The organism is Shewanella sp. HL-SH5, assembly GCF_051163755.1.
GTDB lineage: Bacteria > Pseudomonadota > Gammaproteobacteria > Enterobacterales > Shewanellaceae > Shewanella > Shewanella glacialimarina.
Genome location: NZ_CP195038.1, coordinates 1,832,214 through 1,855,825 on the forward strand (window position 1 = coordinate 1,832,214; position 23,612 = coordinate 1,855,825).

At 39.7% G+C, this 23,612-nt stretch carries 25 protein-coding genes; 16 read left to right on the plus strand and 9 right to left on the minus strand.

The window, feature by feature from the left end:
* Positions 1–23 precede the first annotated feature (23 nt).
* A complete protein-coding gene (betB, locus tag ACRWQM_RS07935) occupies positions 24–1,490 on the minus strand; it encodes a betaine-aldehyde dehydrogenase (RefSeq protein ID WP_434931795.1) in 1,467 nt (488 codons plus the stop codon).
* Positions 1,478–2,086, minus strand: coding sequence for a transcriptional regulator BetI (gene betI / locus ACRWQM_RS07940; RefSeq protein WP_434926249.1), 609 nt, complete (start codon positions 2,084–2,086; stop codon positions 1,478–1,480). Before betI ends, betB begins: the two co-directional genes overlap by 13 nt.
* Positions 2,087–2,680: 594 nt before the next feature.
* Here betI and ACRWQM_RS07945 point away from each other — a divergent pair.
* A complete protein-coding gene (locus ACRWQM_RS07945) occupies positions 2,681–2,887 on the plus strand; it encodes a hypothetical protein (RefSeq protein WP_434932003.1) in 207 nt (68 codons plus the stop codon).
* Between the two features lie 100 nt (positions 2,888–2,987).
* Here ACRWQM_RS07945 and ACRWQM_RS07950 read toward each other — a convergent pair whose 3' ends face one another.
* A complete protein-coding gene (locus ACRWQM_RS07950; protein WP_434931796.1) occupies positions 2,988–4,349 on the minus strand; it encodes an MATE family efflux transporter in 1,362 nt (453 codons plus the stop codon).
* Between the two features lie 31 nt (positions 4,350–4,380).
* On the opposite strand from ACRWQM_RS07950, the gene ACRWQM_RS07955 reads away from it, so the two are divergent.
* On the plus strand, positions 4,381–4,995 hold the full coding sequence (locus tag ACRWQM_RS07955; RefSeq protein ID WP_434926246.1) for a riboflavin synthase subunit alpha: 615 nt from the start codon (positions 4,381–4,383) through the stop codon (positions 4,993–4,995).
* A 25-nt stretch (positions 4,996–5,020) separates the two neighbouring features.
* Here ACRWQM_RS07955 and ACRWQM_RS07960 read toward each other — a convergent pair whose 3' ends face one another.
* Entirely contained in the window at positions 5,021–5,221 is a 201-nt protein-coding gene (locus ACRWQM_RS07960; RefSeq protein WP_434926245.1) for a CPXCG motif-containing cysteine-rich protein, read from the minus strand.
* A 287-nt stretch (positions 5,222–5,508) separates the two neighbouring features.
* Between ACRWQM_RS07960 and thrS the strand changes: the two genes are divergently transcribed.
* From thrS to rnd, 12 genes are all read left to right on the plus strand, one after another.
* Positions 5,509–7,437, plus strand: a complete 1,929-nt coding sequence (gene thrS, locus ACRWQM_RS07965; RefSeq protein WP_434926244.1) for a threonine--tRNA ligase — start codon at positions 5,509–5,511, stop codon at positions 7,435–7,437.
* Positions 7,438–7,440: 3 nt separating this feature from the next.
* A complete protein-coding gene (gene infC / locus ACRWQM_RS07970) occupies positions 7,441–7,983 on the plus strand; it encodes a translation initiation factor IF-3 (RefSeq protein WP_264177979.1) in 543 nt (180 codons plus the stop codon).
* A gap of 84 nt (positions 7,984–8,067) precedes the next feature.
* Positions 8,068–8,262: a 50S ribosomal protein L35 gene (rpmI, locus tag ACRWQM_RS07975; protein ID WP_055023949.1), complete on the plus strand. Its 195-nt coding sequence runs from the start codon at positions 8,068–8,070 to the stop codon at positions 8,260–8,262.
* Between the two features lie 18 nt (positions 8,263–8,280).
* Positions 8,281–8,640, plus strand: coding sequence for a 50S ribosomal protein L20 (rplT, locus tag ACRWQM_RS07980; protein WP_226415616.1), 360 nt, complete (start codon positions 8,281–8,283; stop codon positions 8,638–8,640).
* Positions 8,641–9,055: 415 nt separating this feature from the next.
* Positions 9,056–11,011, plus strand: coding sequence for an ATP-dependent DNA helicase (locus tag ACRWQM_RS07985; RefSeq protein ID WP_434931797.1), 1,956 nt, complete (start codon positions 9,056–9,058; stop codon positions 11,009–11,011).
* A 43-nt stretch (positions 11,012–11,054) separates the two neighbouring features.
* Positions 11,055–11,762: a tRNA (adenosine(37)-N6)-threonylcarbamoyltransferase complex dimerization subunit type 1 TsaB gene (tsaB, locus tag ACRWQM_RS07990; protein ID WP_434931798.1), complete on the plus strand. Its 708-nt coding sequence runs from the start codon at positions 11,055–11,057 to the stop codon at positions 11,760–11,762.
* Between the two features lie 203 nt (positions 11,763–11,965).
* A complete protein-coding gene (locus ACRWQM_RS07995; RefSeq protein ID WP_434931799.1) occupies positions 11,966–12,406 on the plus strand; it encodes a hypothetical protein in 441 nt (146 codons plus the stop codon).
* A 164-nt stretch (positions 12,407–12,570) separates the two neighbouring features.
* Complete coding sequence (locus tag ACRWQM_RS08000) at positions 12,571–13,269, plus strand: M50 family metallopeptidase (protein WP_434931800.1); 699 nt, start codon at positions 12,571–12,573, stop codon at positions 13,267–13,269.
* On the plus strand, positions 13,266–14,114 hold the full coding sequence (locus tag ACRWQM_RS08005; RefSeq protein WP_434931801.1) for a class I SAM-dependent methyltransferase: 849 nt from the start codon (positions 13,266–13,268) through the stop codon (positions 14,112–14,114). The genes ACRWQM_RS08000 and ACRWQM_RS08005 overlap by 4 nt, the downstream gene beginning before the upstream one ends.
* 57 nt (positions 14,115–14,171) lie before the next feature.
* Complete coding sequence (locus tag ACRWQM_RS08010; protein ID WP_434931802.1) at positions 14,172–15,041, plus strand: alpha/beta fold hydrolase; 870 nt, start codon at positions 14,172–14,174, stop codon at positions 15,039–15,041.
* Between the two features lie 215 nt (positions 15,042–15,256).
* A complete protein-coding gene (gene fadD / locus ACRWQM_RS08015) occupies positions 15,257–16,930 on the plus strand; it encodes a long-chain-fatty-acid--CoA ligase FadD (RefSeq protein ID WP_434926238.1) in 1,674 nt (557 codons plus the stop codon).
* Positions 16,931–16,994: 64 nt separating this feature from the next.
* Positions 16,995–18,113 (plus strand): ribonuclease D, encoded by a 1,119-nt coding sequence (gene rnd / locus ACRWQM_RS08020; RefSeq protein ID WP_434931803.1) that lies wholly within the window; start codon positions 16,995–16,997, stop codon positions 18,111–18,113.
* Positions 18,114–18,239: 126 nt separating this feature from the next.
* Here the strand turns inward: rnd and minE are convergent, their stop codons facing one another.
* Genes minE through minC form a run of 3 tightly spaced genes read right to left on the minus strand, consistent with a single transcriptional unit; the run spans position 18,240 to position 20,002 of the window.
* Positions 18,240–18,500, minus strand: a complete 261-nt coding sequence (minE, locus tag ACRWQM_RS08025; protein ID WP_434926236.1) for a cell division topological specificity factor MinE — start codon at positions 18,498–18,500, stop codon at positions 18,240–18,242.
* A gap of 2 nt (positions 18,501–18,502) precedes the next feature.
* Positions 18,503–19,312, minus strand: a complete 810-nt coding sequence (gene minD, locus ACRWQM_RS08030) for a septum site-determining protein MinD (protein WP_226415632.1) — start codon at positions 19,310–19,312, stop codon at positions 18,503–18,505.
* A gap of 24 nt (positions 19,313–19,336) precedes the next feature.
* Positions 19,337–20,002: a septum site-determining protein MinC gene (gene minC / locus ACRWQM_RS08035; RefSeq protein ID WP_434926235.1), complete on the minus strand. Its 666-nt coding sequence runs from the start codon at positions 20,000–20,002 to the stop codon at positions 19,337–19,339.
* A 120-nt stretch (positions 20,003–20,122) separates the two neighbouring features.
* Between minC and ACRWQM_RS08040 the strand changes: the two genes are divergently transcribed.
* Together ACRWQM_RS08040 and ACRWQM_RS08045 are read left to right on the plus strand one after the other, a co-directional pair.
* Complete coding sequence (locus ACRWQM_RS08040; protein ID WP_434926234.1) at positions 20,123–20,404, plus strand: YcgL domain-containing protein; 282 nt, start codon at positions 20,123–20,125, stop codon at positions 20,402–20,404.
* A 71-nt stretch (positions 20,405–20,475) separates the two neighbouring features.
* Positions 20,476–20,916, plus strand: coding sequence for a YcgN family cysteine cluster protein (locus ACRWQM_RS08045; protein WP_434931804.1), 441 nt, complete (start codon positions 20,476–20,478; stop codon positions 20,914–20,916).
* A 75-nt stretch (positions 20,917–20,991) separates the two neighbouring features.
* Here the strand turns inward: ACRWQM_RS08045 and dsbB are convergent, their stop codons facing one another.
* On the minus strand, positions 20,992–21,510 hold the full coding sequence (gene dsbB / locus ACRWQM_RS08050; protein ID WP_434931805.1) for a disulfide bond formation protein DsbB: 519 nt from the start codon (positions 21,508–21,510) through the stop codon (positions 20,992–20,994).
* A 117-nt stretch (positions 21,511–21,627) separates the two neighbouring features.
* Complete coding sequence (gene nhaB / locus ACRWQM_RS08055) at positions 21,628–23,217, minus strand: sodium/proton antiporter NhaB (protein ID WP_434931806.1); 1,590 nt, start codon at positions 23,215–23,217, stop codon at positions 21,628–21,630.
* Between the last annotated feature and the right edge of the window lie 395 nt (positions 23,218–23,612).

The window sequence follows — 23,612 nt, forward strand, 5'->3', positions numbered from 1 at the left end:
TGTAGACATTAATTGGGTCACTCCTAAAATGGGCTTTCAAGTGACTGCATACCAACGTAAACAGCTTTTATTTGGGTGTATGCTTTTAATGTTTCAGAGCCATTCTCACGACCAATGCCAGACATCTTGTAACCACCAACCGGCATTTCTGCAGGAGAAGCACCATACGCATTTATCCAACAAATACCGGCTTGCATTTGATGAATAACGCGATGTGCACGGGTAATGTCTTGCGTAAATACACCTGCTGCTAAGCCTAGGTGAGTGCTATTGGCACGTTTAACGACTTCATCTTCATCAGCAAAGGTAAACACTGACATCACAGGGCCAAATATTTCTTCTTTTGAAATCGTCATCTCATCAGTGCAATCTGTAAATACAGTCGGCGCCACAAAGAAACCATTCGGTGCATTGTCAGGTGTTAATGCTGTTCCGCCTGTTAATAAGGTGGCACCTTCTTTTTTACCGATTTCAATGTAGTCGAGTACTTTTTGTTGATGGTCGCGTGAAATCAATGCACCAAAATTGGTGTCAGGGTGCATTGGGTCGCCACAAACGATGTTTTGCTCAGTACGCTCTTTTAAGCGTTGGATAAAGCGCGGATAAATATCTTGCTGCACAAACACGCGAGTACCGTTGGTACACACTTCACCTTGAGTATAGAAATTAGCTAACATCGCGGCTGATACTGCATTTTCAACATCGGCATCGTTAAAGATAATCAATGGCGATTTTCCGCCAAGCTCCATGGTCACTTCTTTTAGTGAACCCGCCGCCGCAGCCATGACTTTTTTACCGGTACCGACTTCACCCGTAAATGACACTTTAGCGATATCTTCATTGGTGGTGAGCCATGCGCCAACTCTACCGTCACCTTGAACAACGTTAAACACGCCATCTGGCACACCCGCTTGAGTGAATAATTCAGCTAAACGCATTGCGCCGCGAGGTGTTTCTTCTGAAGGTTTGAAAATCATTACGTTGCCGCATGCAAGTGCCGGGGCTGCTTTCCAACAAGCAATTTGTAACGGGTAGTTCCATGCGCCAATACCGGCACAAATACCTAATGGCTCACGGCGAGTATAATAAAAATCCGCTCCAACAGGCTGTTGATTGCCTTCAATACTTGGGGCAAGACCTGCAAAGAACTCAATTGAGTCGGCGCCAGTGACGATATCGACAACCGAAGCTTCTTGCCATGGTTTACCTGTATCCAATACTTCGCCTGCAGCAAGTTCATCATTGTGTTCACGTAGTAGGGCAACGGCTTTTAATAAAATACGGCTACGTTCTATAGGCGTCATCGCCGACCAAACAGCAAAACCTGCTTTGGCACTTTCTATAGCAGCTTTTTGCACAGACTCGGTTGCCACTTCAACTAAATAACTGACTTCGCCAGTAGCAGGGTTGATAACCTGGAAGGTTTCGCCACTGCCATTTGCAATGTACTTACCGTGAACATAATTTTGATAGGTGATTAACGCTGACATTCAATTTCTCCGTGTTGCACGATCACAGCCTCGATAAAGGCTTTAGATAAAATTTGGGCTTGTTTAAAATCTTCTGTAGGGGTGTGGCTTAGCGCGCTGCGTAACCAAAAACCGTCAATAATTGCTGCGGTTTGCTTTGCTGCATTAATGGCTGCCATATTTGGCAATAATTGTTTGAACGAAAAAAGCAGGTTGCTATATAAGCGTTGGCTATTAATGTGTTGAAGTCTTGCCAGTCCCGGATCGTGCATTGCTTGAGACCAAAAGCTTAACCATGTTTTTGCCGCGGCGTTTGAACGTTGTAAATCGGTGAAATTGGCTTCAACTATCATTAATAATCTTGCCGTTGGGGTTAAGGTTTTACCTGATGTCCTTGCCAGTAATGATTGCTTTAACTGTTCAAGTAAAAATTTCTGCGTGGCTTCAATCAACCCTTGTTTACCACCAAAGTAATGGCTAATAATGCCTGATGACATTCCAGCTATGCCACTAATGGTATTAATGGTGGTTTTTTGCAATCCAAAACGTTCAACCGACATTAATGTCGCTTCAATTAGCTGTTGTTGTCGCGCACTTTTCATAACAGGTCTTGGCATTAATGATTTCCTTTTTTAATCCAGCTAATCATTGATTGAACGTTCAATTAACAACGATCCTAATGATTAGAGCACTAACTATCAAGTTTTTATTTGATTTAGATCACATTAAACTATTTGATCTGTCGTTAGGTTTTTAGTTATTTGTTTATATAGGTTGTTGTTATTGATAAAGTAAATTTTCACATCTGACATGTGATTTACTAATTTACGTCAATGATAAAAGATTTGTGCTGAAAGCATTGTTGCTGATAAATTTAAGTGGTAACTGCTATTCGAATTGAATTCTAGTTAAATTGATAACCTGAATTAATAGCATTGCAATAATCGTAAAAGCGCGACAAAGACAGCTAACCATAGATTTCAGAGGTATGTTTTTGACAGCATTGCTTCGACAAAATATATAGAGCAACTTGAAAGGTGAAATTTTGATTGCTTCGGATAAATTATGTGATCATATTAAAGTGAATTGCGTCTTTTAAATTTCAGCTATCGCGACAATTGAAATATTGTGTTGATTATTGAACAAACAAAATCTGTAGACCCGAACTCGGATAAACACATTCACCAAAATAAGATAACCAGGCTAATATGATGGGTAGTACTGCAATGATCATGTGGAGCGTATTATTTGGTGCGATTGGAATGGGGTATTTTGTTTATGGTAAACGCCAACAAGCAATTGTTCCGTTATGTATGGGTATGGCTTTAATGGTCTATCCGTACTTTGTTGCCAGTGAAACGAGCTTAGTTATAGTCGGTATGGTGTTAGTGGCAATACCGTATTTTTTGCGCCGCTAATTTTATATATTCATAGGCTATTGCAGATAAAATTTATCATTTCTTTACGCCGTTCACACGCACAAGCTGAATGAGCGGCGTAGATTTATTCGTTTTTAACCTAATCTATTTCAACAAAAATAATGCCTTTTCGTTGAATGTAACTCAATCGCCAGCCAAAGAGAATAGCGGCAGAGGTAAGCCCAGCTATCAGCCCAATCCAGAATCCATGCGCACCAATCGCGGGAACAATATAGTCGGTATAGGCTAATACATATCCTAATGTCATGCCGATAAACCAATATGAAAAGAGGGTAATGTAGAAGGCACTGCGAGTGTCTTTGTAACCCCGTAGTGCTCCCGCCGCCACAACCTGAATAGAGTCCGATATTTGGTATAAAGCTGCCATTAACATCAAGCTTCCGGCTAACGCGACAACCTCAGGATTATCATTATATAGTAGAGCTATTTCGTGTCTAAATACGACGGTTGAAATAGCGGTTAACAGCGCGAGAGATAACGACAGTCCTAAGGCGACATAAGTGACTAGTTGCGCTATATCGGTTCTTTCTCGACCAAGATAATACCCAATGCGAATAGATGCAGCGATACCAATCGACAAAGGCAACATGAATACTATAGATGAAAAATTTAACGCTATTTGATGACTTGCTACTACATTAGCGCCCATTGGCGCTAAAAATAATGCAATAACCGCGAATAGGCTTACTTCAAAGAACAACGCCATTGCAATCGGGAATCCCAATTTAGTCATTGACTTCATGGTGGACCATTTAGGGGCATAAAACTGTTTAAAGGGGGCAATATCAATAAATTTTTTATCAACAAGCATATAGATGATCATAGCAATTAACATTGCCCAAAAGACCATAGCGGTTGCTATTCCACAGCCAGCACCACCCATTGCTGGAATGCCAAATCCTCCATAAATAAAGATATAGTTTGCAGGGATATTGACCGCCAAGCCAACAAAGCCAATCACCATAGTCGGTAAAGTGTAAGATATGCCTTCACTGCAACCGCGGAGCACTTGATATAAAGCGAATGCAGGTGCGCCCCAGAAAATGCCATCTATATATCCTACCGTTAAGCGATGCAGTTGTGGCTCTAAATCCATTAAATCTAAGATATAGCTTGAAGAGGCTAAAAATAACATCACACCCAAGGCGCCTATTATGGCAATATATCCAGCTTGAAACAGTAAGTTTGGGATCACCTTCTGGTTATCGGCTCCATGATGCTGTGAAAATACTGGCGTGAAGGCCATCAGTAGGCCTTGAACAAATAAGATGGCCGGTAGCCATAAACTGGTGCCAACAGCGACAGCGGCCATATCGACAGCGCTGACTCGTCCTGCCATAACAGTATCAATAAAGCCCATCATAGTTTGAGTCACTTGGGCGATTAATATTGGTAATGCGAGTTGTATTAAGCGCTTGGCTTGAAAGCCGGTGTTGTTCATATTAAGCCTATTAATAAACGAGAGTTACTTTATGTTTACAGGAATTGTACAAGCCACATGTGAAGTGGTATCGGTTCAACAGCAAGCTGGATTGAAACGTTTTGAAATTGCGCTAAAGCCTGAATTGCTTACCGGATTACAAACAGGAGCCAGTGTTGCAACCAATGGTGTTTGTTTAACGGTTACTAAGATATCGAATGATAAGGTTTTTTTCGATGTAATGGAAGAATCATTAGGGCTAACTAATCTAGATAAAGTACAGCGGGGCGACCTAGTTAACATTGAGCGCTCGTTAACCTTTGGCAGTGAAATTGGCGGACACATTTTATCGGGCCATATTCATACGCAAGCTGAAGTGGTATCGGTAAGTGATACTGCTGAGCATTATGATATTGAGTTAGCGTTAGATGCAAAGTGGAAAGACTACGTGTTTTATAAAGGCTTTGTCGCGGTGAATGGTTGTAGCTTAACGGTAGGGCAATTGACTGAGCGTGGTTTTAAATTGCACCTTATTCCTGAAACGCTAAGATTAACTAATATCAAAGCCCACCAAGTTGGCGATAAAATGAATATTGAAATTGACAGTCAAACTCAAGTTATTGTTGATACGGTTGAGCGCATTTTAGCTAAAAAGCAACAGGGTTAGTTTCGTGCGACAACCAAGCCAAGTACTAATAAATTTGCTCATCATCTGAATCAATAAATAATTGAATGGTCCGCCTGCTGTCATCTAAATGCATTTTAATATGGATAGGGTTACAGCAGATTCGACAATCATCATAATATTCTTGATCGCCACAACTCGTATCAATGGTTACATGTTGATGCTGACCACAATGTGGACAGCTTATTAAACGTGACAACAATCTCATATCTTGTACTCCAGTGATGGAATTTAACGTATTTACTGTGCTTGATTAAATATAGCCCTATTTTAGTTATACCGCATTGAGTGTAATGCATGAGTTTATTGAGTTTTGGCAGTATAGAAAGCCGTTAAAGGTTGATCCATTACTATGTTGTCACATACAATCAGGCACTACATTTTTGGGTAACTAAGACTCTTGTACTGTCTTTATTTCAAAAATGTGTTCATAACTTTTATTCACTATTTACCAAGTGGCCCTACGTGTGGGTCACCACTGGACAAGGAATTTTCATGCCTATTATTACATTGCCTGATGGCAGCAAACGTGAGTTTGCGAATCCCGTATCTACCCTTGATGTCGCCGCTGACATTGGTCCCGGTTTAGCAAAAGCCTGTATTGCAGGTCGCGTTAACGGTGAACTAAAAGATGCTTGCGATTTAATTTTTACCGATGCGGATTTATCTATCATCACGGCTAAAGATGAAGAAGGTGTTGAAATTCTTCGCCATTCTTGTGCGCATTTATTAGGTCATGCTATCAAGCAACTGTGGCCTCAAACCAAAATGGCCATTGGTCCTGTTATCGATAACGGTTTTTACTATGATATCGATTTAGAGCACAAACTTACCCAAGATGATATAGATGCGTTAGAAAAACGCATGCTAGAGTTGGCCAAAACAAACTATGACGTGGTCAAGCGCGTTGTGTCTTGGCAAGAAGCCCGTGATGCATTCAGTGCCCGCGGTGAAGAATACAAAATTGCCATCTTAGATGAAAACATCAGCAAAGATGCTACGCCTGCACTTTATGATCATGAAGAATACATCGACATGTGTCGTGGTCCGCACGTGCCGAACATGCGTTTTTGTCAACACTTTAAGTTAATGAGTGTTGCTGGTGCTTATTGGCGCGGTAATTCTGATAACAAGATGTTACAACGCGTTTACGGTACGGCCTGGGCAGATAAAAAAGCCCTTAAAACGCACCTTACACGATTAGAAGAAGCGGCTAAACGCGACCACCGTAAAATCGGCAAGCAATTAGATCTTTACCATATGCAAGAAGAAGCGCCAGGCATGGTGTTTTGGCACAATGATGGTTGGAGCATATTTTTAGAACTTGAAAAGTTCATTCGTCAAAAGCTAGGTCAATACACTTATCAAGAAGTGAAAGGCCCACTAATGATGGATCGCGTGTTATGGGAGCGTTCAGGCCACTGGGATAAATACTCAGAAGCTATGTTTACTACTAATAGCGAAAGTCGTGAATATGCCATTAAGCCGATGAATTGTCCTGGTCACGTGCAAATTTTTAATCAAGGCCTAAAGTCATACCGTGACTTGCCATTGCGTATGGCTGAGTTTGGTTGTTGTCATCGTAATGAACCATCAGGTTCACTGCATGGCTTAATGCGCGTGCGAGGCTTTACCCAAGATGATGCCCATGTGTTCTGTACTGACGATCAAGTGCAAACAGAAGTGAGTGCATGTATTCAAATGGTATATGACACATATGGCACATTTGGTTTTGAAAATATTGTCGTCAAATTATCCACTCGCCCTGAAAAGCGTATTGGTGATGACGATATGTGGGATCGTGCTGAAGAAGCGTTAAAGCAAGCGCTTAAAGCTAATAATATCAAATATGAGATATTACCAGGCGAAGGTGCTTTCTACGGTCCTAAGATTGAATTTACTTTACATGATTGTTTAGATCGCGCTTGGCAGTGTGGTACTGTACAATTAGATTACGCATTACCGACTCGTTTGGGAGCAACATATGTTGCAGAAGACAATAGTCGACAAACACCGGTAATGATACATCGTGCCATTCTTGGCTCATTAGAACGTTTCATCGGTATCTTGATTGAAGAGTATGCTGGTAAATTCCCAACATGGCTTGCACCTATGCAAGTAGTTGTGATGAATATTACTGACAAACAGTCTGAATATGCAGAAGAAATTGTAAAAAACTTCAAAAAACAGGGCATTCGTGCATCTTTTGACTTGAGGAATGAGAAGATAGGCTTTAAAATACGCGAACACACCTTAAGACGTGTGCCTTATTTGTTGGTCGTAGGTGATCAAGAAGTTGAGAATAAGGAAGTTGCGGTGCGTACACGTGATGGTATTGATTTAGGTAAGCTTAAAATCGAAGATTTTGCTACCATGATACATCAACAGATTTCGCTCCGTAGTCTAAAATTGTTGGAGGAATAGGTCATAAAGATCAAAAGAACAGCAGGGCGACAACCAGCGCCTAATAGAATCAATGATGAAATCACCGGTGTTCCTGAAGTCCGTTTATCGGACATAGATGGTGAGCCCATTGGTATCGTTAGCATTAAAGAAGCTCAAAGCGTCGCGGATGAAGCAGGGGTAGACCTTGTTGAAATCAGTCCAAACGCTGAGCCTCCAGTTTGTCGCATAATGGACTACGGTAAGTTCCTTTTTGATAAAGCGAAAGCGCAAAAGGAACAAAAGAAGAAGCAGAAGCAGGTTCAGGTTAAGGAAATAAAATTCCGTCCTGGAACTGATATAAACGACTATCAGGTAAAACTACGCAACCTGATTCGTTTTCTAGAAGATGGGGACAAAGCGAAAATTACGCTGCGTTTCCGTGGTCGCGAAATGGCACACCAAAACCTAGGTATGGATCTTTTGAACCGTATCAAGGCTGATTTGGAAGAGTATGCGGTTGTTGAATCTTTCCCGAAAATGGAAGGTAGACAAGCAATTATGGTGCTAGCACCTAAAAAGAAATAGTAGGGCAACCTAAAAGTAGCAAAAGTCTCTTGAGGCTTTTGCTCGCCTTACGTTTATTAAATATCCCAATGCGGAGTTTTAGAAATGCCTAAAATGAAAACAGACAAGGGTGTGCAAAAGCGCTTCAGAAAAACCGCTAATGGTTTCAAGCGCAAACAAGCACACTTACGTCATATTTTGACCAAGAAGAGCACTAAGCGTAAACGTCACTTACGTGCAAAATGTTTAGTCGCCAAGTCTGATGTGCCAGCAATTGCACGTCAACTACCATACGCTTAATTAAAGGAGCAATGAACAATGCCTAGAGTTAAGCGTGGTGTAACCGCTCGTGCTCGTCACAAGAAAGTACTTAAACTAGCTAAAGGTTATTATGGCGCTCGTAGCCGTACTTTCCGTGTTGCTGTTCAAGCAGTAACTAAAGCTGGTCAATATGCTTACCGTGACCGTCGTCAAAAGAAACGTCAATTCCGTCAATTATGGATTGCACGTATCAATGCGGCTTCTCGTCAAAATGGTCTGTCTTATAGCCGTTTCATTAACGGTTTGAAAAAGGCGTCTATCGAAATCGATCGTAAGATTTTGGCTGACATCGCTGTATTCGACAAAGTTGTTTTTACAATTTTAGTTGAAAAAGCAAAAGAAGCTTTAACTAAGTAATTAGTTAATCGGCTTCGAAAAAGGAACCTTAGGGTTCCTTTTTTTATGATTTTTTTTGATAAGATTTAGAATCATTGATATAAATTAGCCAATAATTTAGTTATCGATTGTGAAAAAAGGGACCGCTAGTTGCATTGTTTATACTCCAGCAGAGTTAATTGGTTGGATTAATCATTATTTATCAGCATAATAGTCAAGCCTGTAAACAGTGATATTTAAAAGCTTTCAGACCATCTTATTTGTCGTTTATCCAGTTAATTTTCTATTCACTGAAACTTAGTCAACTATACGCCGTAATTGCTAAATCTTGGGTCGGTATTAATAGATTAAATATGTATCATGGCTGGGTTGACCATCTGCTTGCTAGATTTGATGTATTTAAACTAAAATTACACTATGAGTAACTACTAAAACTGTGAAATCGAACACGTCTCAAATTCCGCATAAGCTAGCGAGTCTAACCACATTGGTTGCCGCTGAATTTAGTGTAGGCGGTTCATTATCCCGTCATGTGCATCAGTACCGAAGCCGTCAAACCCAGACTGATATGGCGATAGCTGTAAGTGAAGCTATCGCAAAAAAAATCAACTTAATTTTGGAGGCTGGCACTGGCGTTGGTAAAACCTTTGCTTATCTTATTCCTGCGATATTAAGTGGCAAACAAGTCGTTGTAAGCACTGGCAGTAAAAACCTGCAAGAACAATTATTTTTAAAAGATCTTCCTGCATTGTTAACTATGTTAGATATTCAACCAAGAATTGCTTTGCTTAAGGGCCGCAATAACTACTTATGTCAATTACGCTTAGATAACCAAATGCAGCATGCCAGTCAGTATCGGGAGCAGGCTTTAGATGACTTAATTAAAATAAATCAGTGGGCGGTACTCAGTAAAGATGGTGATATAGGTAATCTAACGTCAGTGTCTGAAAATTCAAACATGATCTCAAGCATTGTCAGTACCAAAGAAAGCTGTACCGGCAAGAAGTGTCATTTTTATGACGTGTGTTTTACCCGCAAAGCACGTGTTAAAGCCATGGAAGCAAAGCTGGTCGTGGTAAATCATCATTTATTTTTTGCCGACAGATTACTCAAAGATACTGGTTTTGCTGAGCTGCTTCCAGATCCTGATGTTGTTATCTTTGACGAAGCTCATTTAGTGCCCGATATTTGTATCAGTTATTTTGGTAGTCATATCAGTAGCCGTGAAATCGATAAGCTGTTAAACAGTTTAGTCACTATACACAAACAAAAAATTCGTGACAGCATTCAGATTGAACACTTTGCTAACCGCTCAATCATGCAACTAGCTCAGTGGCATAATGAGATGTTTGACAGTGGTAAAACTGATTGGCGTCAGGTGTTATCGACTAAAGCACTTATTGTTAGTGCTTGGGCATTACATCAATCATTAACCGAATTAAGTGAATTGCTGAGACACCACTTAGGCCGCGATGATGATTTAGATAATGCTTTTGAACAAATCCACGAATTGAATGATAGATTAAAAATATTTTTCGAATGCCAAGATCCCCAAGCGGCTTACAGTGTTGAATATGGGCCACGGTTTATCTCACTTCGATCGTCGCCTATTAATGTCGCTAAACAATGTGAGCAATTATTTGACCCTAAGACGAGTTGGATTTTTACCTCGGCAACATTACAAGTTAACCGTCAGTTATCTCATTTTGCAAAAGAACTCGGGCTACAGAAGGCGACTCAGGTTATTTTAGACAGTCCATTTGATTATCCAAACCAAGCGATGTTCTGTGTGCCACGGCATTTGGGCAAAGTAGGGCAAACTCAGCATAGCGCCAAACAATTGGTAGAAGTGTGTGTTAAAGCCATTAATGCTGCGCAAGGGCGCACCTTTATTTTGTTCACCAGTCACAGCATGTTAGAACAAGTTGCTAGTTTATTGCGTAGCCAAGTGAGTTACCCACTACTGGTGCAAGGCCAGGGCAGTAAGCAAAGCTTATTGAATAAATTTCGACAACTGGGCAATGCAGTGCTACTCGGTACCGGCAGCTTTTGGGAAGGTGTCGATGTTCGAGGTAAATTGCTGAGCTGCGTAATCATCGATAAGTTACCTTTTGTGTCGCCTGATGATGCTTTATATCGAGCAAGAGCCGCTAGCGCAGAACGACAAGGACTTGATCCTTTTACGACTATTTCATTACCCCAAGCTGTTATTGCATTAAAGCAAGGTGTCGGCCGGCTTATTCGTGATGAGAAAGACCGTGGTGTGTTGATTTTATGTGATAATCGCATTGTTAATCGCCCTTATGGACAAGCTTTTATTAATTCATTGCCGCCAATGCATCGTACCCGTGATTTAGATACCGCATTGCACTTTTTAAAACAAATCCCATAAGTTATCATAGCGACCTAATTTCTGTTCCACATTGGTTGTAAACATGACATTTCACACTCCACTGCGTGTTCTTGCGCTTGATACCTGCACCGAGTCTTGCTCTGCAGCATTGACTATTGATGGTAAGGTTTACGCTCGCACAGTCGATGCACCGCGTGAGCACAGTCAACGTATATTGCCAATGGTAGATGAATTACTAAAAGAAGCTCAAGTGAAGCTGGCCGATATTGATGTCATTGCTTATGGTCGTGGACCTGGCAGTTTTACCGGCATTCGTATTTGTACCAGTATGACCCAAGGTTTAGCCCTGGGAACCGATTTACCGGTTATCGGTATTTCGACATTAGCTGCCATGGCACAAATGGCAATTACGACTTTTCATGCTGAGCAAGTATTTTGTACTATTGATGCACGTATGAACGAAGTGTACGTGGGGCAATTTGTTGCAAAAGAGGGCATAGCGACCTTGGTTGGTATTGAGCATGTTTGTTCACCGCAAGAGGTTGAGCTGCATTTGGACTGCAGTAAAGCGATTGTCGCCTGTGGAACTGGTTTTGAAGTGTATCCTGCGTTACTTAAGTTAGCAGATAATATTCAATTGCAAGATGAGCTTAAATACCCTGATGCCAAAGCAATGCTCACTTTAGCTGAATATGGCGTTAGCCAACATCAACATACTAGTGTGGATGAACTTGCCCCAGTGTATATCCGAGATAAAGTGACCTGGAAGAAGCTACCGGGTAGAGAGTAATATTAAAAATGATCCAAATGGCATAAAGTAATAACTTTGCTAAACTGTTTAATGCTAAAAGCAGTTTAAGTTTTATGAAAAGTTTGCCATTGGCAATAACTTGTTGGCTAAGTTATAGTCGATTATATTTTATTTTAATGTTAAGTATTAAACTACACTGTAGCTAAGCATTGCAGATATAAGTACTGTCGAGATAAGCATAAATGCAGATAAATCAGTCATCGGTTCATCAAACAGCAACTCAACAAGGCTTTAAAACGTCTTTGAGTCAGGCTGTTGCTGGTAATCGTCCGCTAGAATCAGTGACTGATATTAACTCAATCAATTCCAGTCAAACCGTTAAAAATAATATCCTTTTAGGCCAACCCTCAGCCAATGACATCCAAATTGATGTCGAAGCATCTGCATTAAGTCAGCAAGAAAGAGAACAAACAGTTGAGAATTCAGGCTTGTTTGAGTTTAAAGGCAATACGCAGCTTTTTGACCATACAACCATTTCTGTGTCTGATAGCCAACAAAATAAAGTCGAATATGATGCTGATAAACAGACTAATCGTAGTGCAATAAATGTCTATCTGATGACCCAGCATTCAGCAAAACGAGATGAAATTCAACAGATGGTAGGTATTGATCTTTACGCTTAATTTATCTATTGGTGTTGATCTATTTGATTATTATTTTAGCTCTTTCCTACTTCTTTTAGTGTCTTATTACGACAACATTGTATCTTAATGTTTTACAAGCATTCCCTCCTGCTGACAATTCTGATTTACTAACGTCAATTATTCTATAAATAATCTCAATATTAATGACCCATTTTAATCATAATAGCTTATCAGCTTCATCATCTGGCATTCCTAGTCGAGGCCGTTTTGTGCTGGAACTGATAGTGGCCTTTTTATTAACAAGGCTGCCCTTTATTAGCGTGCCGTTTAAATGGTTTGAAAGTTATTTCCATGAATTGTCGCACGGGATAGCGACCATAATGTCGGGTGGGATGGTCAACTCTATTCAGCTTTTTCCTAATGGCGCAGGTCTTTGCTATAGCCAAGGAGGTAATGCGATATTTATTGCATTTGCAGGCTATTTGGGTGCGGCGCTTTGGGGTTACTTGATTTTCTTACTAGCCACATGGCGAGATGGCATCAGATTTACTTTGTCTTTATTGGCCTTTACTATTTTAGCGTCAATTATATTGTGGGCGAGGGACTTGTTGAGCATTGCTATTTTATTATGTTTAACTGGACTTATTTTGTTACCACTTAAATTAAAAAATAGTCGTCCTTTAAATAGTTTACTGCGTATATTAGGATTGATGATAATCCTCAATGCCATGGCAAGTCCCATGGTGTTATTTGGTTTGGCAGGTCAGGGCGATGCAGCAGCATTAGCGCAAATGACTTGGATCCCCGCTTGGATTTGGGTTGTTATTTGGTTAGTGGTGAGCTGTGGTATGTTATGGCTCAGTTGGCAAAAAGTTGATTCAATAAAAAGGAATGTGAAATGAAACGTAAAATAGCACTCGCGATAGCGATTAGCTTTGCAACTGTTGGAATGTATTCAACCGTATTGGTTACTCCAGCACAGGCAGAAGAAGTTAAAGTGAATGATGCCTTGGCCGCTGCGGTATCAAGTGATTTTAGAACAGCGTCCAATAAGTTAAGAGATAGCGCCCGTAACCCAGCTGAAACACTTGCTTTTTTTGATGTAAAAGCTGATCAAACTGTTATTGAACTTTGGCCCGGTGGTGGTTGGTATGCAGAGATCCTTGCGCCTTACTTAGCCAAAAATGGTCAGTACGTTGCAGCCAACTTTGAAACAAAACCTGCGGAAGAAAATCGTCAGACTGAATATTATAAATCAGCGGGTTTAAAGTTTGAAAAGTGGGTAGCAGATAATAAAGCATCTGTCGGTAATGTGCAGTTTGTGACGTTAAGCCCGCCTGAAAAATTTAACTTAGGTAAAGATAATTCAGCTGACCATGTGCTGACATTCAGAAACCTACATAACTGGGCAATGAAAGGGCAATTAGAAGGTGTGTTTAATGCAGCTTATGCTGTGTTAAAAGACGGCGGTACTTTCGGCGTGGTTGAGCATAGAGCGAATGTTGGTATGGCAGCGGAAAGTGGCTATATGGAACAAAATCAAATGGTGGAATTAGCTAAAAAATCGGGTTTTGAATTGCTAGCAAGTTCAGAAGTAAATGCTAATGCCAAAGACACAAAAGATTATCCTAAAGGGGTGTGGACATTACCCCCACGTCTTGCAATGGGTGATGAAGATAAGCAAAAATATATCGATATCGGTGAAAGTGACCGTATGACATTAAAGTTTATTAAAAAAGCGAAGTAAATTATGTCATTAAATGAGCCAAAGTGCTGTTTCACAGCAGTGGAGCAAGGTCAGCCAATGACATTCGCTTTGGCCCATTTAACCTTATCGGCTATGCGATATGGCCATGCTGACAAGCCAATTATTTTGGCATGCCACGGTTGGCTAGATAATTTAAACAGTTTTATCCCCTTGGCAGAGTCTTTTTTACAATCAGATTTAGCCAATCATTACCAACTTATTACTTTTGATTGGCCTGGACACGGCTTTTCAGACCACCGTCCAGGGCTATATCCGTTACATTGGATTGACTATTTGTATGATTTGCATGCGCTTATTAATTTTATTCAGCCTGATCTAAATCAATCAATAATTCTTTTAGGTCATTCCCTTGGCGGTATTGTTGCAAGTGCCTACAACGCCAGTTTTCCCCAGCGTATATCCCAATTAATTCTTATCGAAGCACTTTCCCCTTTATTTGAAGATGCTAATAATAATGCATCAAGAATAAGTCGTAGTTTCAGTCAACATACTCATTTACTGACTAAGCCATTTCAAGCTAACACAAAAGGATATTCGTCAATTGACATCGTGGTGAAAGCGAGACAACAACTGACTGGGATGGACCCAGTTTGGTGTCAACTTATTGCAAAAAGAAATCTCGAGTTTATTGATGAACTTTACTATTGGCGAAGTGATCCGCGGTTAAAATTAGATTCTGTGTATAGAATGAGTTTTGAACAAGTCGATGCATTAATGAGCCAAAGCACTACTGATACCTTGTTAGTGCTAGGGAAAACTGGTTTTAAGCAGTTAAAATCAGCTCAAGTGCAGGCTAAAAAATGGTTTAAGCATCTTGAAATCGCAGAAATAGACGGCGATCATCATCTGCATATGGGTAATGCTGTTGGATTATGCTTATTAATTCGAGCATTTATTCTAAAATAAATGTTAATGAAGCTTAAAGCGCTATTATTTTTGTGCCAATTATGTGATTATGTTCAAAATTAAAACGCTTGTATGATTTTAGGTATAGGCGATAACAATAACAACGCGTTGACTGATTATTGCCATATCATAACAATAGCCAATAACAGGAAAACGTTTTTAGCCACTGACGGGGAATGCACGTCTTAGCACAGTGGCCATTATAGGAGACACACGTGGACCAGCCTTGGATTAATCACCTCCCAGCCAATGTACCGGCTGAGATAGACCCGGATCAATTTCCTTCATTGGTCGCCATGTTTGAAAGCGCTGTAGCGAAATACGCTGATCAGCCTGCTTTTATTAACATGGGTGCAACCATGACTTATCGAAAGCTTGAAGAAAGAAGTCGCGCTTTTGCCGCTTATTTACAAAATGAACTGAAGCTTGAAAAAGGCGATCGAGTGGCATTAATGATGCCAAATCTACTCCAATACCCGATAGCACTATTTGGTGTATTGCGTGCTGGTATGGTAGTAGTTAATGTTAATCCTCTTTACACTCCAAGAGAACTTAAGCACCAATTAATAGATTCTGGTGCTAAAGCCATCGTTGTTGTATCTAACTTTGCCAAAACGCTTGAAGAAGTTGTTGATCAAACTGCAGTGGAGTCTGTGATAATTACTGGCTTAGGCGACCAACTTAGTGCGCCAAAACGGACTTTAGTTAATTTTGTAGTCAAGTATATTAAAAAAATGGTGCCTAAGTATCATTTACCACACGCACTTTCATTTCGAGACAGCTTATCTAAAGGGCGACGATTACAATACGTCAAACCAGGTGTTAGCGGTGATGATTTAGCCTTTTTACAATATACCGGTGGCACAACTGGGGTATCTAAAGGTGCAATGTTAAGCCACCGAAATGTTGTTGCTAACGTTTTACAGGCAAATGGCGCATACTCGCCGGCATTAGATGATGGTAAAGAGTTTGTTGTTACTGCTTTACCGCTTTATCATATTTTTGCATTAACGGTAAATTGCTTATTATTTTTACATAAAGGCAGTCAAAATTTATTAATCACCAACCCAAGAGATATTCCAGCATTTGTTGGTGAGCTTAAAAAATATCCCTTTACGGCATTAACTGGCGTTAACACCTTATTTAATGCCTTAGTTAATAATGACGACTTCAAAAGCTTAGATTTTAGCGGCCTAAAACTGTCAATTGGCGGTGGCATGGCAGTACAAAGAGCCGTTGCTGATAAATGGCAAGCGATTACCAAAACTCGCTTACTGGAAGGATATGGATTAACGGAAGCTTCACCTTTAGTGACTTGTTGTCCGTATAACTTAGAAGGTTATAACGGCTCCATTGGTTTTCCTGCGCCATCGACATTTATTCAAGTGCGTGACGATGATGGTAAAGTATTAGCTCAAGGTCAAACCGGTGAGCTTTTTGCTAGAGGGCCGCAAGTGATGCAAGGTTACTGGCAGCGTCCTGAAGAGACCGCCAAAGTAATTGATAAAGACGGTTGGTTAGCTACTGGCGATATTGGTTATATGGATGAAAAAGGCTTTTTCTTCATAGTCGATCGTAAAAAAGACATGATTTTAGTCTCTGGCTTTAACGTATTTCCAAATGAGATTGAAGAAGTTGTAGCACTTCATCCAAAAGTGCTTGAAGTCGCTGCTGTCGGTGTTGCCAATGATGCTAGCGGTGAATTAGTCAAAATATACGTGGTTGCAAAAGATAAGTCATTGTCTGAAAAAGAGCTGATTGAACATTGCCGCCATCATTTAACGGGATATAAAGTACCAAAACTGGTAGAATTCCGAGACGAATTACCAAAGACCAATGTGGGTAAGATTTTACGCAGACAGCTTCGAGACGAAGCCAATAAAGCGTAAATTTGAAAAACCGGCATCTAGCCGGTTTTTTGTTTTTAAGCCCATAAAATAAATGGAGTAAGCTGTGTTTGCGTTCGAGTATATAAGTAATGATGATGCGTTAGCCTCGTTAGTAAAGCAATATGAGCAAGCTAGCTTGCTAGTGTTAGACACAGAATTTGTTCGCACCCGTACTTACTATGCACATCTGGGCTTAATTCAAGCTTATGATGGCAAAACACTAGCATTGATTGATCCTGTCGCTATCAAAGATTTATCGTCATTTTGGTCATTATTAACCAATGAAAATATTATTAAGGTACTTCACTCTTGTAGTGAAGATCTTGAAGTCTTCGCCCATTATGGAGACTGTCAACCTAAGCCATTATTTGATAGTCAAATTGCGGCTAGTTTAGCGGGTATGGGGCATGGTTTAGGCTATGCTAAATTAGTTGAGCAATGCTTAGGTATTGAACTAGACAAAGGTGAGTCACGCACCGATTGGATGAAACGGCCTTTAAGTGATGCTCAGCTTCAATACGCAGCTAATGATGTATCTTACTTATATCAGATATACCCGCAAATTCTACAAAAGCTGACTGAGCAAAATCGTCTAGATTGGTTATATGAAGAAGGCGAAAGGATAACCCAAGGACGCTTAAGTGGTGTTGTTCCTGATGAAGCTTATTTGAAAGTTAAGAATGCTTTCCAATTGACTCGCCCGCAACTTGCTATCTTAAAAGTCATGGCAGCATGGCGCCTTGAAAAAGCGGTCAATCGAAATTTAGCTCTTGGGTTTGTTGTTAAAGATCATGCACTCATTGCACTCGCTAAAAAAGCGCCTACAAGTTTGGCAGAGTTAAATCAGCTAAATGACTTAACTGATCAAGAAAAGCGTTTTCATGGAAAGGACTTATTAAAAGTCATCGCAAATGCAGACATGGATAACCCGCCAGAGGAAGTCGATGTTATTGCTTTAAAGTCAGGTTATAAGTCATCTTTTAAATTGATTAAAACGTGTTTAACTGACATTAGTGAGCAACAGTCTGTACCGCTTGAGTTTATTGGTTCGAAACGTTTAATTCATCAATTCTTAGTTTGGTTATTCGAAGGTAAGCAGGGCGATAAGCCATTAATTTTACAAGGTTGGCGTGGTGCGTTAGTGGGCAATAAGCTAGATAGTATTGCCTTTGATGGTGAATAGTTTTAGCGTTAATTGTTGGTTCCCATAACAAATGTAGCAATTAAAGTTAAAAAGGATATGAATTCATCATATCCTTTTTACTTTTTGATTAGGTAGATAAATCATTAAAATAAAAGATTTATCACACTACTTAGTCTCTGGTAAAGTCACGTTCAACTCTAGAACAGATAAATTATCATCATTTTGTTCTAATTGAACCGTGACCTGATCATCAGATATTTGCACGTATTTACGGATCACTTCGATGATTTCTTGCTTCATTCTTGGCAAGTAGTCAGGCGCACCGCGTTCACCACGCTGATGGGCTACAATGATTTGCAAACGCTCTTTGGCTAAAGAGGCCGTATTAGGTTTTTTAGTACTTCTGAAATAATCAAGTATGGACATAATTAGCTACCGAATATCCTTTTTAGGAAACCTTTCTTTTCTTCTGTTATAAAACGAATGGCTACATCTTCACCTAAAAGGCGGGCAACCGTATCGCTATATGCTAGGCCTGCATCACTTTCTTGATCAATGATAACAGGTACACCAGAGTTAGATGCTTTCAACACAGCTTGTGACTCAGGAATTACCCCTAAAAGTTCAATTGCTAGGATCTCTTTAACATCTTCAACACTCAGCATTTCACCAGTTTTAACACGCGCAGGAGAGTAACGTGTTAATAATAAGTATTCTTTTATTGGTTCAAGATTCTCTTCTGCACGGCGTGAGCGACTTTGTAACATACCTAAAATACGGTCAGAGTCACGTACTGAACTGACTTCTGGGTTGGTCGTTACAATGGCAATATCGGCAAAGTAAAGCGCCATCATGGCACCTTGCTCAATCCCTGCAGGGGAGTCACAAACAATATAATCAAAATCTTTAGATAAATCATCTAGCACCTTGCCCACACCTTCTTTAGTCAGGGCATCTTTATCACGAGTTTGTGAAGCTGGCAAAATGAACAACTTATCACAACGCTTATCTTTAATCATAGCCTGATTTAAGTTAGCCTCACCATTGATTACATTTACAAAATCATAAACTACACGGCGTTCACAGCCCATAATTAAGTCTAGATTACGTAAACCGATATCAAAATCGATAACGACGGTTTTTTTACCTTTTAGTGCTAGGCCAGTTGCAATAGCTGCACTTGAGGTTGTTTTACCCACACCGCCTTTTCCTGAAGTGACAACAATAATTTGTGCCATGTGTATTTTTTCCTTAAATTTGCCTTATTGTGGCAATATTTCAACAGTGAGAGACTCGCCATCTAGGCGAACACAACCTCTTTGTGCATGGCAATGTTGTTGCAGGTTTTCTGCGATCCAATATTGCCCAGCAACGGAAACAAGTTCGGCTTCAAGCGAGCTCGCTATGATAACACTTTGTGTATCACCGCCAGCGCCAGCCATTGCCTTACCGCGTAAAGCGCCATATACATGGATGCTACCATCTGCTATGACCTCAGCGCCATTGCCAACAGCACCAAAAATGACTAAATCCGCATCTTTTGCATATATCTGTTGGCCAGAGCGAATATTTTGTTTAACTATTTTAGTTCCACGAGGTGGAATTGTAGCGGCTGTAGCTTGTTTACCCGATCGAACGACAGCTAATCCTAAGTCCTTAGCTTGAACAGAAAAGGGAATAGAAGCTTCAGTTATCCCTACAATAACCAACTGACGCTGATTCAACAGTGCTTTTAATGCTGCTAAATCAATTGGGGTATCATCTAAGGCACTTAGATTTAAAATTAATGGTGCACCTAGAAAAAATTGTGGCGCCTCAGCTAATTTTTTATCAAGCTCTAAAGCAACAACATCTAAATTACTATTATTAATATAAAGTACCGATAGAGTAAAAGATGTGGCTTTTAACTCGAGATTTTGTTTAGCCATCTCGTCGCTAGTCTCCAAATGTCTATGCTTGTAAATCAATTTACAATTATTTTATTGGACACCATGTTATAGTGTGCGTTGTGGACTATCAAGTTTGAAACAGCGGAAAATTACACTAAAATGATTTGTGCAGTATATAAAAGCAGTCTAAAGGTCGAAACATACCTTTTTGTCGAGAAACGTGATGTTTTTGATGCAGTTCCTGATGCATTGATGAAAATGTTCGGCGCCCCAAAATTAGTAATGCTAGTGCCTTTGTCTAAAAGGGAATCATTAGCGTTAGCGGATATCGAAAAAGTGAAAAGTGAATTACTCGCTAAAGGCTATTATTTGCAAGTTCCGCCTCCAAAAGAGAATTTACTTGAACAACATAAAGCCAGTCTAAATTTCGATAGTAAATAGTTTCATCAGTCGACTGAGATTACATTTTGTAAAGTATCACTTATTGTGATTGAGTAAGAGATAAACGGAACATGAATTTTTGGCAAACCACTGCATTAGAAGATATGACAAACGCACAATGGGAATCCCTTTGTGATGGTTGTGGTAAATGCTGTTTAAATAAAATCATAGACGATGAAACAGAGGCACTTTATTACACTAATGCCGCTTGTCATTTATTAGATGATGAGAGTTGTCAGTGTAAACGCTATAGTGATCGCTTTAAATATGTACCAGAGTGTACAGCAATCAATTTAGCTAATTTACCTGAACTCACTTGGTTACCAGATAGCTGTGCCTATAGACGGTTATATTTGGGTCGTGATTTACCCAATTGGCATCCATTGATTACAGGTAATAAAGATGAGATGCATAAATTAGGGATATCAGTTAAAGGCAAAACTGTGAATGAAATGAAAGTAAGGTACCTTGAAGACAATATCGTTTTATGGCCCTTACAAGATTTTGATTAGAGAATACTCAGTCATAAAAAAACAGACCAGATGGTCTGTTTTTTTATGATTATTGAATACCGACAGTTAATAGTGCTATTTGCTACTGCGCTTAGGTGTTAATGCAGGTAATAGCATTATGAACCATATAACACCATAAACGACAAAGCCTATTATCGTCCACTGTACCATGCTAACCGACATAAATGACCAGACTGATTCACCGCACATCCCTGTTGGAGAGAACACTTGCGGTAACCACTTGTCTAGTGGCATAAATGCTGGAAATTCAGGAAAAAAAGAGCATGTGGCAAAAGGAGAGGGGTTTACTTGCATATCATTAAGCTCAAATGCCAGTTTGGCTCCCCAAACAGCAGAAACTATCCAGCCAGCCATGCCAATCAGCCTCAGTACCCAGAACTTGGGATTAACTAAACCAACCAGAGCAGATAGCATTATTCCTAAAATGGCAACACGAATGTATACACACATTACACACGGGTCATATTCCATGACGTACTGAAAATACAACGCAGCACCTTCAAGACCTAAACCAGATAGAAATAGAATCGCCCATGATCTGCGATGGTGGCAAAAAAGTTGTAATGCGGTCAAAATATTATCCTGTAAATTTTAAAGAAAAACACCCTCTATGAGGGTGTTGATATTATTGATAGACCATAAAATATTTACAGATTATTGTCTATGTTAAGATTTGCTCATTAACAGATATTAATGACCTGAAATCGCGCCACCAATATCTTTTGCCGAATGGTGAATTAACCACTGACTATCATAAAAGTAACTGGTCATTTCGACTAAAAAGCCTGATTCAATCATCATTATGCCAACGAACGATAATACGATGGTATAAGGTAACGCCATCCAAACCATACGACCATATGATAGACGAATGAGTGGTGCGAGGGCTGATGTTAATAAGAATAAGAATGCGGCTTGACCATTAGGCGTCGCAACAGAGGGTAAGTTAGTACCAGTGTTAATCGCAACGGCTAATAAGTCGAATTGGTCGCGGGTAATTTGACCTGAAATTAAGGCTGCTTTCACTTCGTTAATATACACAGTGCCGACAAAGACGTTATCACTGACCATAGACAATAAACCATTAGCAATATAGAAAATCACTAACTGCGTATTACCTTCATAGCTTAACGCCCAGTGGATCACTGGAGCGAATAAATGTTGATCTATTATTACCGCAACAATGGCGAAGAAAACTGCCAGTAGTGCAGTAAAGGGCAGTGCTTCTTCAAACGCTTTACCAATTTGATGTTCATCAGTAATACCATTAAAAGCAGTCGTAATAATAATAACGGATAGGCCAATCAAGCCTACGGATGCCAAATGCAATGCTAAACCGGCAATCAACCACACGCCGACTAAAGCTTGAATAATCAGTTTTGCTTTATCCTGTTTAGTGCGATGTTCATCCTCATAATTAGAATAGTCGGTTAAAATTTGATGAACAGCATCAGGAAGTTGCGCACCGTAACCGAACCACTTTAATTTTTCAACCAGGTAACAGGTAAAAAGCCCTGCAATTAAAACAGGCATAGTAACCGGAGACATGCGAATGAAAAATTCACCGAAATTCCAGTGAGCTTGTGCTGCAATAATCAGATTTTGAGGCTCGCCGACCATGGTACAAACGCCACCAAGCGCGGTACCTACACCTGAATGCATCAGTAGATTACGTAAAAATGCACGGAAATCTTCTAATTCATCATGATTGAGTTGTGGACTTGCATCTTCGTTGGTGTGGTCATGGCTTGAGTTAAAGTTTTTACCTGAAGCGACTTTGTGGTAAATCGAGTAAAAGCCTACTGCAACAGAGATAATTACAGCAATTACGGTTAACGCGTCTAAGAAAGCAGACAAAAATGCTGATGCTGCACAAAACATCAATGACACAATAATTTTTGAGCGAACCTTAGTGATCATTTTAGTGAAAGCAAAAAGTAATAATTGCTTCATAAAATAAATGCCTGCCACCATAAAGATTAGCAGTAACAACACTTCTAAATTGGCTTCAATTTCATGTAGCACCTGGCTTGGGGATGTCATCCCTATCATCACAGCCTGAATGGCCAATAAGCCCCCAGGTTGAAGTGGATAACACTTAAGCGCCATAGCGAGGGTGAAAATGAATTCAATAACTAAAACCCAACCAGCAATGAATGGGCTAACAAAAAAGAATAATAATGGGTTAATTACAAGAAATGCCACAATTGCAAGTTTGTACCATTTAGGTGAGTTACCTAAAAAGTTACTAAACATTGCCTCAGCTTGGGTTGCAGGCATAATAGCCACTCCGATAATGTTACGTTACCAATCAAATAGCCAAATTAAGTGCCAATATCATATAAGTCAGTTGCAATGTCTAAAATGGCTGTTTGTTTTCGAACACAAGAATCATGTTTAAAACATAAATTAACAGAGATTAACAGAGATTAATTTGACTAATACCTGCTCAGCTTGTAAAGACGATGTTTGCTTACTAATTATTTGATTTTAAGAATATTATTATTAAATTAATTATATTCCCACTCGTTTTGACGTTGTATTTTTCGTTAGTTTAGCTTAATTGATCCTTAAATGTAATTATTAAGCATGTGCTACATCATAAAAATGAATGATTTTAAGAGAAAAAATAAATTTCTGTGGTGATAAATTGACCACTAAAGTTATTGTGAATA